The organism is Delftia sp. K82 (assembly GCF_002193035.1).
GTDB lineage: Bacteria > Pseudomonadota > Gammaproteobacteria > Burkholderiales > Burkholderiaceae_C > Comamonas > Comamonas acidovorans.
The window spans coordinates 146,047-155,988 of sequence record NZ_MYFL01000007.1 but is presented as its reverse complement, the minus strand read 5'-3'; the positions used below and the strand labels follow the sequence as shown (position 1 = coordinate 155,988).

Here is a 9,942-nt window from a genome sequence, read left to right as displayed (position 1 = left end):
CTGTTTTTCGTGGGCTGAGGCTACTGCTTCAGGCCTCGGGCTTGGCGGTGTTGCGCAGGAGATAGATCTCGTCTTCCACGTAGGTGGCCAGCCGCTCGGCGCTGTGCTGAATGGTGCGCAAGGCGTTGGTCACCACGTCCGTGTCGCGCAGGCCTTCGGGCGATAGCAGCCATGCCTGGGCGAGCTGGGAGATGGAGGAGATCTCGTTGCAGCCCATCTGGACCATTCGGTTCACCTCGGTGATGGAGAAGTTCAGCTGCGTGGTTCTGGCGCTGGTGGATCGTGTTTCCTGCTTCATGGCCTGGCCCTGCAGGTGACGGTAACTAGGATGGGACATATGGCGTGCATGGTTTCGCTCTCCTCTGTGAGATGGAAGCCACCCGCTCCACGTTTTGAAGCGCGAAGAAGGTGGACGGGATGTTCAAAACACGTACAGAGCCGTGCGGACGCCCTTGCGGGTAGCCCCATCCCGTCCGTAACCGCAGGGACGTGGGCAGGCACCCACGGTCCGATGATCCAGACGTGACAAGGCCTCGCTGACGGGGAGGCTGCACCGCTCTATAAAGGTGTTTTGAAGCACCAGCCCCTGAACAGGGGGCCGGTCGAAATGATAGAGGCTTTGGACGACGAGCGCGCCCAAAAAATGGCCGAGCGAAGCAAAGGCCCGCACCAACTTCCCGTATGTCAGCGCCTGCGGCGTGGTGGTTGCGGGGTTGCAGTCCTGCCGAAGGACAGGACTGCTTCGTGATCTGACTCGCTGCGGTTGTCTGAGCGGAGTTCACGCAGTGAACGCAGCGAGTTCCGCAGCGAACCCCGCAACCGCCACGACGCAGGTTGCCCGCAGCGAAGCGGAGGGTCGCGGACATTCGGGTCGCCTTTGCTTTGCCTACTTTCCTTTGGCGAAACAAAGGAAAGTAGGTCGGCCGCCGGGCCGAGACCCGGCCTCGAAAAACAACCACCCGGCAGGGGCAGAAACGAGCAACACCAGGGGCAGAAACGAGCAACAGCAGGGACAAGAACAAGCAACAGCAGGGGAAGGACCCGTTCAAGACTCCTTGAACAGCCTCTCCCCCACAAAATCCACAAACGCCCTCACCTTAGGCGACAACTGCCGACTCGACGCCCACAACGCCGAAAACTGCCCCGTGTGCGTCAGCTCATCGGCCAGCACCCGCTGCAGTTCGCCACGCCCCAGTGCATCGCGCGCCAGGAAGTCCGGCATGTAGGCCAGCCCCATGCCCGCCACGGCCGCGCCCAGCATGGCTTCCATGTTGTTGCAGACCAGGGCGGCGGGCAGGTGGGGCGGCATGCCGGGCAGCACCCATTCCTCCAGCTTACCGCTGCTCAGGAAGCGGTAGCGCAGGCAGCTGTGCTGTGCCAGTTCGGCGGGGGATTGCGGTATGCCCCGTGCCGCCAGGTAGTCGGGCGAGCCGGCCAAGATGAAGCGGAACGGCCCCAGCCGGCGCGCGACCAGGCGTGAGTCGGCCAGTTCGCCGCTGCGGATGACCACGTCCAGGCCGGCCTCGACCACGTCCACCAGGTGGTCGTTGAAGTCCAGGTCCAGGTCAACCTCCGGGTACAGGGCCTGGAACTCGGGCAGCACGGGCAGCAGGAAGCGGTAGCCGATGGTGGGCAGGCTCACGCGCAGCCGTCCGCGCGGCGCCTCGGCGGCGGCCTGCATGGTGGCGCGCGCATCGTGCAGTTCATCCAGGATGCGGCGGCAGCGCTCATGGAACAGTGCGCCTTCCTGCGTGAGGCGTACCTGGCGCGTGGTGCGCTGGAACAGGCGCAGGCCCAGTTGCTGTTCCAGCCGCGCCACGTTCTTGCCTACGGCCGAGGCCGAGATGCCCAGGGCGCGCCCGGCCTCGGCAAAGCTCAGCAGGTCGGCTGCACGCACAAAGGATTCGAGTCCGCTGAAGCTGTCCATGTCGATTGCCAACCTGGGGTTGGGAGTGTGGGGAGTCTGGCGCCTATTTTCACGGCATTGCAGCGCTTTTATCGTTCATGCATGCTTGGCCATGTGCGGCCGGGAAATTGCGAAAGCCTTGCCAACCATGTCCTCCTGCCTGACTTCTTCCCGCGCACCGGATGCGCTCCACGGTACAGCGCGACCGCGTGCATCCCCGGTCTGGGTGCTGTTGTCGGTGTGCCTTGCGGCGCTGGCGATGCCGCTGAGCTTTACCGGGCCGGCTGTGGCCCTGTCTGCGCTGCGCGAGGCGCTGGGCGGCGGGCCGCTGGCGCTGAACTGGGTGACGAATGCCTTCATGCTGAGCTTTGGCGCCACGCTGATGGCGGCCGGCGCGCTGGCCGATCTGCACGGGCGGCGGCGCGTTTTCCTGACCGGGCTGGGCGTGGTGCTGGCCAGTGCGCTGGCCCAGGCCTGCCTGGGCGGGCAGGGGGCCATCGTTGTGTTCAACCTGCTGCGTGCGCTGCAGGGCCTGGGCGCGGCGGCCGCGCTGGCGGGCGGCACGGCGGCGCTGGCCCAGGTGTTCGACGGGACGGCGCGCATGCGTGCCTTCAGTGGCGTGGGCACGTCGTTCGGCGTGGGCCTGGCCTTCGGGCCGTTGCTGTCGGGCTGGTTGCTGGGCGTGGCGGGCTGGCGCGGCGTGGTGCTTTGCGTGGCCGCCGTGGCGCTGGCAGCGCTGGTGCTGGGGCTGCGCTGCATGCCGGAGTCGCGCAATCCGAAGGCGCAGCGGCTGGACCGGGCCGGTGCGCTGCTGTTCACCGCAGCCCTGGCGCTGCTGACCTGGGGCGTGCTGCAGGGGCCGGAGGCGGGCTGGTCCAGCGGGGCGGCGCTGCTGCCGCTGGCCGGTGCCGCGCTGGCGCTGGCGGCCTTTGTGGCCGTGGAGCGGCGCGTGCAGCAGCGCACGGGGCAGCCCATGCTGGACCTGTCGCTGTTTCGCTATCCGCGTTTCGTGGGCGTGCAGTTGCTGGCGGGTGCGCCGGCCTATGCCTTCGTGGTGCTGCTGGTGCTGCTGCCGGTGCGCTTCATCGGCGTGGAGGGCATGGCGCCGCTGCAGGCGGGGCAGTTGATGTTTGTGCTGTCCCTGCCCATGCTGTTCGTGCCGTTGCTGGCGGGCTGGCTCACGCGCTGGGTTTCGGCCGCGCTGCTGTGCCTGGCGGGGTTGCTGGTTTGCGCTGCGGGCCTGCTGTGGCTGGGCGGGTGCGCGCCGGGCACGGCCTTTGCGCAGATGGCGCCCCCGCTGCTGCTAATAGGCCTGGGCATCGGGCTGCCTTGGGGTTTGATGGATGGCCTGGCCGTGAGCGTGGTACCCAGCGAGCGCGCCGGCATGGCCACGGGCATTTTCAGCACAGTGCGCGTGGCGGGCGAGGGCATGGCGCTGGCGCTGGTGGGCGCGGGGCTGGCTGCATTGCTGGCATGGCGTCTGTCGGCCCTGGCACCTCAGGCGCCCCAGGCGATGCAGGCGGTGCAGTCCTTGCATGCCACCGGCCGCGCGGCGCAGTTGCTGGTGACGGGGAACATCGCCGAGGCCATGGCCCTGCTGCCCGGCCTGTCTGCACCCGCCGTGCTGGCGGCCTATGGCCAGGCCTTTGGCATCTTGCTGGATGTGCTGGCGGGCATCACGGTGCTCACGGCGCTGGCGGTGTACGGGTTCCTGCGTGCCGGGGCCCCCACGGATACCGGTACGGGCACGGACATGGCACATGCCTGACAATCGCGGGTTTCACTCAGCCGCCAGCCGCTTTTCGCCATGTCAGAGGAATCCCAGAACAACGCCCCCCAGACCCCCTATGAATGGATCGGCGGCGAGCCCAGGGTGCAGGCCCTGGTGGACCGTTTCTACGATCTGATGGACCTGGAGCCCGGCTATGCCGAACTGCGTGCCGCCCACGGCAGCACGCTGGCCGATGCGCGCCAGAAGCTGTTCTGGTTCCTGTGCGGCTGGCTGGGTGGCCCTGACCATTACCAGGACCGCTTCGGCCACCCGCGCCTGCGCATGCGCCACATGCCGTTTTCCATCGGCATCCTGGAGCGCGACCAGTGGGTGGCCTGCATGGACCAGGCCATGGGCGAGACCGGCGTGCCCGAGGATTTGCGCGTGCGCCTCAAGGCCAGCTTTATGAACACGGCCGATTGGATGCGGAACCGGTAGCAGGTGGCTGCCCCCCGGCGCTGCTGAAAAAAAGGGCCGGCCCCCTGCAGGAGGCCGGCCCAAGCAGCAATCGGTTGGGGTTCAGAGCTTTTCGTCGCGCATGTAGTACCAGTGGTACAGGAACCGCTGCCCCAGCCGGCGAAACGGCGCAAACGCGGGCGAACGCACCATGTTGAAGACGTTCGGATACTCCAGCTCCGAGTTGTAGATGGGCAGCTCGAAGGTCTTGCTCTGGCGCCCCGCGATGCGCTCGGCCATGCGCCGGCCCGCGTGCGCCGAGAAGGAGACGCCGTTGCCGCCATAGCCCACGGCGTAGAAGATGCTCTGGGCCGGATCGGGCTGGAAGACGCGCGGCATCATGTCGTGGCTCACATCGACCCAGCCCCACCAGGAGTAGTCGATGGTGATGCCCTTGAGCGCCGGGAACTTGCGGTGCAGGCCGTCCACCAGCTTGGCCATGTGGATGGGGTTGGGCGCATCGGCGCCCGTGACGGCGCTGCGGCTGCCGATCTGCACGCGGTTGTCGGGCAGGCGGCGGTAGTAAAAGCGCAGCGTGCGGGTGTCGGTGATGACCTGGGTGGTCTTGAAGCCCGTGGCCTCCAGTTCCTGCTCGGTCAGCGGTCGCGTGACCAGCGAGTTCGAGAGGATGGGCATGATCTTGGAGCGTAGGCTGCCATGCAGGGCGTTGCTGGTGTAGCCGCCCGTGGCAAAGCCCACGGCGCGCGCCCGCACGGTGCCGCCGGGCGTGCGCAGGTGGTGTACGCCGTTGCGCGTCTCGACGCCCAGCACCGGGCTGGCCGGGTGCACCTTGACGCCCAGCTCCCGCGCCTTGCGCAGGTAGCCGAAGGCCAGCTTGAGCGGGTGCACGCCGATGCCGTCGGGCTCGTGCATGGCGCCGTGGCTGTCGGCATCGTTCACATAGTCGCGGCGCAGCTCCTCGGGGCTGAGCATGCGGGCGTCATAGCCGAAGACCTCGCGCATGATCTGGGTCTCGTTGCGCAGGAAGTCGAGTTTCTTTTCGCGGTGGGCGATGTAGAGGTGGCCGCCGGGCTGGGGCTCGCACTCGGGGAATTCGGCCACCAGGTCCTTGAAGGTCTGGAAGCCCTCGCGGATCTCGGCGTCGAGCTTGAGCGCCACGTCCTTGCCCCAGCGTGCGATCCATTGCGAGCGGTACAGGCGCCCGCTGGCGTTCTGCCCCTGGCCGCCATTGCGGCTGGTGCAGCCCCAGGCGGTCTGGTTGGCGTCCAGCACCACGGCGCGTATGCCGTGCTCGCGCGCCAGGAACAGGGCCGTGGCCAGGCCCGTGAAGCCCGAGCCGACGATGGCCACGTCCACGTCCATGTCGCCGGTGACCGGGCCGTCATCGTCTGGCGGTCGTCCCGCCGTGCCGACCCAGTAGGTGGGCGCATAGCCCGTGCCGTGGCCCGGGTTGGCGGCCACCAGCGGGTCGTACTGAGGGTCGTAGGGACGCAGGTGGCTGGGGCGGATGTCCTCGGCTTTCATGGCGGATGTCTCCTGGTGCGGCGGCTTGGGATCTGCCGCTTTTTGCTATGGATTCGGTGGAATGGGGCCAATGCCGGCAAGCCCTGCAAGGCGGTGCGCCGACGATGGAATCAGCATAGCCAGCAGGCCATGGAGCCAGTTAGCGCCACAGCCCAGCTTTCGATAGAGCCAGTGGCGGCCGGTGCGCGCGCCTGGACCTAACGATTGATGGCATCTGGTTCTAACGGGTCCGTGTGCCTGCTACCTACCATGGCCCATCGACATTTCGATGACGCGGCGCGGCGGCCCTGCCCGGGGCCTGGCGCCGTGGTACCCACCACAGACAAGGAGACAGCATGAGCGCAGACACCAACCCTCCGGATGCCCAGTTCCTGGCCCGCTTCGCCGAGGCCTGGAACCGCCACGACATCGAGGCCCTGATGGGCTTCATGGCCGATGAATGCGAGTTCCACGCCGTGGCCGGGCCCGATCTCATGGGCCGCAGCTTCGTCGGCCGCCAGGCGGTGCGCGAGGGTTTCCAGATGGCCTGGCAGGCCTTCCCCGATGCGGCCTGGCTCGATGGAGACCATTTCGTGCAGGGCGACCGTGGCGTGTCCGAGAGCACCTTCAAGGGCACCAAGGCCGACGGCCTGCGCGTGGAAGCGCGCATGGTGGATGTCTTCACCTTCAAGGACGGAAAGATCGCTGTGAAGAACGCCTTCCGCAAGGACCGCCCGCCGGTGGCGGCCGCCTGACGGCGCGGGGCCTTGCGGCCCCGTGCCACCGGGAACACCGGATACGCCACGGCAAGGCGCGCACCTGCGCAGCCACCACAACAGAGCATCAGCCGTGGCGCCTGAACGCAACAGGAGACAAGACATGATCGGACATCAGCAAGCCTCTTCGCCGGGGCTTTCACACGGGCTCAAACAGCGGCACATGACCATGATCGCCCTGGGCGGCGTCATCGGCGCCGGGCTGTTCGTGGGCAGCGGCGTCGTCATCAAGTCGGCCGGGCCGGCCGCGATTCTTTCCTTCCTCATCACGGGCCTGCTCGTGGTGCTGGTCATGCGCATGCTGGGCGAGCTGGCCTGCTCCATGCCCGGCGGAGGGTCCTTCTACGAATATGCGCGAGAGGCCTGGCGCGACCGCCCCGGCGTGGGCCGGCTGGCAGGCTTTCTGACGGGCTGGATGTACTGGTACTTCTGGGTCATCGTCGTGGCGCTGGAGGCCGTGGCTGGCGCCGACCTGGTGCGCTACTGGCTGCCCGATGTCCCCAACTGGAGCATCAGCCTGGTGCTGCTGGTGATGCTGACGCTGACCAACCTGGTCTCGGTGAAGTCCTTTGGCGAGTTCGAGTTCTGGTTCGCCTCCATCAAGGTGGCGGCCATCGTGGTCTTCCTGTTCGTGGCTGGCGTCTACGTGCTGGGCCTGACGCCTGCGTCGCAGGGCATGCACTTCGGCAACCTCACCGGCAATGGCGGCTTCATGCCCAACGGCATCGTGCCGGTGCTGACCGGGGCCGTGGCGGCCACGGGCTTTTACTTCGGCGCCGAAATCGTGACCATTGCGGCGGCTGAAACGGCCGAGCCGCAGAAGGCCGTGGCCAAGGCCACCAGCTCGGTGATCACGCGCGTGCTGGTGTTCTATGTGGGCTCCATCTTCCTGGTGGCCTGCCTGGTGCCCTGGAATGCGGTTGGCATCGCCACGCCGTATGTGAGCGCACTGAACACCATGGGCGTGCCCGCTGCCGCGCAGATCATGAACGCCATCGTGCTGACGGCCGTGCTGTCGGCGCTGAACTCGGGGCTGTATGCATCCTCGCGCATGCTGTTCGCGCTGACGCGGCGCGGCGATGCGCCCCAGGCGCTGGCCAAGGTCAGCCGCAACGGCGTGCCCACGCGTGCCATCCTGGTGGCCACGGTGTTCGGCTACGGCGCCGTGGTGATGTCCTATGTGTCGCCCGACAAGGTGTTCGCCTTCCTGGTCAATTCCTACGGCACGGTGGCGATCTTCGTCTACATCCTGATCGCCATCTCGCAGCTGCGCCTGCGCTCCCGCCTGGAGCGTGAGGCGCCGCACCTGCTCAAGGTGCGCATGTGGTGCTATCCGTACCTGACCTGGTTCGCCATCTTCGGCATGCTGTCCATCGTCATCGCCATGGCCTTCATCCCCGAGCAGCGCACACCGCTGGCGCTGGGCGTGGCCAGCCTGTGCATCCTGCTGCTGGCCTATGGCGTGCGGCAGTTCCTGCAGCGTGGCGTGGCGCCGGTGGTGTCCTCGCTGTCCGAGGCCGCGCAGCCCGAGCCGCAGAAGTACTGACCCAGGGGCGACGGGACCGGCAGGGCCGATCCCGGCCACTCCTTGCGTTACTTCTCGGGTTGCTCCTCACGGATCGCATCGGCCAGGGCCTTCACGCCCTGGCCGATGTCGTTGGCGGGTATGGATTGGTAGCCCATGCGCATGAAGCTGCCGGGCGTGCCCGGGCGGGCGAAGAACACATCGCCGGGCTCGATGAGCACGCCGTGCGCTGCGGCGCGCTGCGCCAGGGCTTCGACAGGCATGTGGTCGGGCAGTTGCACCCAGCATGAGCCGCCGCCGCGCACGGGCGTGATGCGGCAGCCGGGGGCATGCTCGGCCATGGCGGCCGTCAGCGCCGCGTGCCGCTCCTTCTGCGCCTGTGCCAGGCGCCGCTGCTGGGCCTCGTAGTGGCCCAGGGAGATGAACATGGCCAGCGTGCGCTGCACGAAGGTGGCGGGGTGGCGGATCATGAGCCGGCGCAGCGCGCGCAGTTCGCGGATCAGCTCGGGCGCGGCCACGATGTAGCCCACGCGCAGGCCCGGCGCCAGGCTCTTGGACAGGCTGCCCACGTAGATCACGCGGTTGCTGCGGTCCAGGCTCTTGAGCGCCGGAATGGGCTGGCCGTCGAAGCTGCTCTCGCTCTCGTAGTCATCCTCGATGAGGATGATGTCGTGCGCCTCGGCCATCTCCAGCAGCGCCTCGCGCCGGGCCAGCGGCATGGTCACGCCCGTGGGGCATTGGTGGCTGGGCGTCAAGTAGAGGTAGTCGAGCTGGCGCAGCAGCGGCGTGACCGGCAGGCCCTGGCCGTCCACCGGCAGCGGGATGACCTGGGAGGTGCGGCTGCTGAAGATGTTGCGCGCGTCGGGGTAGCCGGGCTCCTCGATGCCCACGGCCGTGCCCTCGCGCATCAGCAGGTCGGCCACCATGTAGAGGGCGTGCTGCGCACCCACGGTAATGATCAGCTCGTCGGCCGAGGCCCAGACGCCGCGGCGCGGCAGGATCTTGGTCTGCACCTGCTGGATCAGCATCTCGTCGTCGCGCGCGATCTGGTCGGGCGCCCACTGGCGTATGTCCAGCACGCCCAGGGCCTTGAGGCAGCATTCGCGCCAGGCGGCCGTGGGAAACAGCTCCTTGTCGAACTGGCCGTACAGGAAGGGATAGGGATAGCGCTGCCAGTCCTCTTCCTTGACGATGCTGCGCTGCTGGCTGGGCAGCAGCCACAGGCGCCGCGACCAGTCGGTGCGGCGGCCTTCGCCAGGGGTGCTGCTGGCCGCAGCGCCGCCCGGCGTGCGCCCCTTGAGTACGTCGGGATGGATGAAGTGGCCCTTGCGCTGGCGGCTCAGCAAAAAGGCTTCCTCGGCCAGCTGCTGGTAGGCCAGCACCACGGTGATGCGTGCCACGCCCAGGTGGCGCGCCAGCTCGCGGCTGGAGGGAATGGATTCGCCGGGTGCGAGGATGCCCGAGAGGATGGCATCGACCAGCATCTCGCGGATCTGGCCCTGCAGGCTCAGGGAGGGGCGGGCGCTGCGGCGAAACAGCTGCCCCCACATGGCGCCCTCGGGCGGTTGCGGCTGCGTGGCCGCGCGCTTGTCTGTCATGTCTTGTCGTTCCCGCCGCTGCGGCGGGCCGCTCGCTGTGTTTGTCTCCCGCGCAGGTGCAGGGCAGGGCCTGCATCCGCGACCGGCCAATATAGGCCAGCTGGTGCGCCACGGGGCCCGGAGTTTGCGATGGTTGCAATTTTTGCGGAGAGGCCAGAAATTGATATACAATCGTTGTCTTGGCGGCTGTAGCTCAGCTGGATAGAGTACTTGGCTACGAACCAAGGGGTCGTGGGTTCGATTCCTGCCAGCCGCACCAAAACGACAAGCCTCAGAACTGCAAAGTTCTGAGGCTTTTTCGTTTCAGGCGCCCGCACAGGCCCGCACAGAGGCCGTGGCAATGGTTCAGGCGCTGGTCAACGGTTATTTTTCGATATTTTCATGGTTTTCCGTAAGCGTTCAAAAAGCACGCTATAATTCGAAGCTTGGCGGCTGTAGCTCAGCTG

The 9,942-nt window shown here is 67.4% G+C and carries 8 protein-coding genes and 1 tRNA gene; 5 read left to right on the top strand and 4 right to left on the bottom strand.

Going from position 1 to position 9,942, the window contains the following annotated elements; translation table 11 throughout:
- Positions 1–28: 28 nt before the first annotated feature.
- Both KDK82_RS29785 and KDK82_RS29775 read right to left on the bottom strand, forming a co-directional pair.
- Positions 29–337 carry a hypothetical protein gene (locus KDK82_RS29785; protein ID WP_256974578.1) on the bottom strand — a complete coding sequence of 103 codons (309 nt, stop codon included), beginning with the start codon at positions 335–337 and terminating at the stop codon, positions 29–31.
- Between the two features lie 708 nt (positions 338–1,045).
- Positions 1,046–1,927, bottom strand: a complete 882-nt coding sequence (locus tag KDK82_RS29775) for a LysR substrate-binding domain-containing protein (protein WP_088166999.1) — start codon at positions 1,925–1,927, stop codon at positions 1,046–1,048.
- 205 nt (positions 1,928–2,132) lie between these two features.
- Here KDK82_RS29775 and KDK82_RS29770 point away from each other — a divergent pair, with 205 nt between their 5' ends.
- A complete protein-coding gene (locus KDK82_RS29770) occupies positions 2,133–3,674 on the top strand; it encodes an MFS transporter (protein WP_088166998.1) in 1,542 nt (513 codons plus the stop codon).
- Positions 3,675–3,713: 39 nt separating this feature from the next.
- Positions 3,714–4,115, top strand: coding sequence for a group II truncated hemoglobin (locus tag KDK82_RS29765; protein ID WP_012203943.1), 402 nt, complete (start codon positions 3,714–3,716; stop codon positions 4,113–4,115).
- A gap of 81 nt (positions 4,116–4,196) precedes the next feature.
- Here KDK82_RS29765 and KDK82_RS29760 read toward each other — a convergent pair whose 3' ends face one another.
- Positions 4,197–5,618: an FAD-binding oxidoreductase gene (locus tag KDK82_RS29760; protein ID WP_012203944.1), complete on the bottom strand. Its 1,422-nt coding sequence runs from the start codon at positions 5,616–5,618 to the stop codon at positions 4,197–4,199.
- A 335-nt stretch (positions 5,619–5,953) separates the two neighbouring features.
- On the opposite strand from KDK82_RS29760, the gene KDK82_RS29755 reads away from it, so the two are divergent.
- Both KDK82_RS29755 and KDK82_RS29750 read left to right on the top strand, forming a co-directional pair.
- The gene (locus tag KDK82_RS29755) at positions 5,954–6,352 is read left to right on the top strand and encodes a nuclear transport factor 2 family protein (RefSeq protein ID WP_013803799.1); all 399 of its coding nucleotides are present in this window, start codon (positions 5,954–5,956) and stop codon (positions 6,350–6,352) included.
- Positions 6,353–6,476: 124 nt separating this feature from the next.
- Positions 6,477–7,919 carry an amino acid permease gene (locus tag KDK82_RS29750; protein WP_012203946.1) on the top strand — a complete coding sequence of 481 codons (1,443 nt, stop codon included), beginning with the start codon at positions 6,477–6,479 and terminating at the stop codon, positions 7,917–7,919.
- A gap of 47 nt (positions 7,920–7,966) precedes the next feature.
- Here KDK82_RS29750 and KDK82_RS29745 read toward each other — a convergent pair whose 3' ends face one another.
- Entirely contained in the window at positions 7,967–9,496 is a 1,530-nt protein-coding gene (locus KDK82_RS29745) for a PLP-dependent aminotransferase family protein (RefSeq protein ID WP_088166997.1), read from the bottom strand.
- Positions 9,497–9,678: 182 nt separating this feature from the next.
- Between KDK82_RS29745 and KDK82_RS29740 the strand changes: the two genes are divergently transcribed.
- A tRNA-Arg gene (locus tag KDK82_RS29740) sits at positions 9,679–9,755 on the top strand.
- Positions 9,756–9,942: the final 187 nt, after the last annotated feature.

What these genes read in the sequence shown, in the direction of transcription:
- KDK82_RS29785 (WP_256974578.1), bottom strand. Translation starts at nt 337, where the DNA reads ATGTCCCATCCTAGTTACCGTCACCTGCAGGGCCAGGCCATGAAGCAG.
- KDK82_RS29775 (WP_088166999.1), bottom strand. Translation starts at nt 1,927, where the DNA reads ATGGACAGCTTCAGCGGACTCGAATCCTTTGTGCGTGCAGCCGACCTG.
- KDK82_RS29765 (WP_012203943.1), top strand. Translation starts at nt 3,714, where the DNA reads ATGTCAGAGGAATCCCAGAACAACGCCCCCCAGACCCCCTATGAATGG.
- KDK82_RS29760 (WP_012203944.1), bottom strand. Translation starts at nt 5,618, where the DNA reads ATGAAAGCCGAGGACATCCGCCCCAGCCACCTGCGTCCCTACGACCCT.
- KDK82_RS29755 (WP_013803799.1), top strand. Translation starts at nt 5,954, where the DNA reads ATGAGCGCAGACACCAACCCTCCGGATGCCCAGTTCCTGGCCCGCTTC.
- KDK82_RS29750 (WP_012203946.1), top strand. Translation starts at nt 6,477, where the DNA reads ATGATCGGACATCAGCAAGCCTCTTCGCCGGGGCTTTCACACGGGCTC.
- KDK82_RS29745 (WP_088166997.1), bottom strand. Translation starts at nt 9,496, where the DNA reads ATGACAGACAAGCGCGCGGCCACGCAGCCGCAACCGCCCGAGGGCGCC.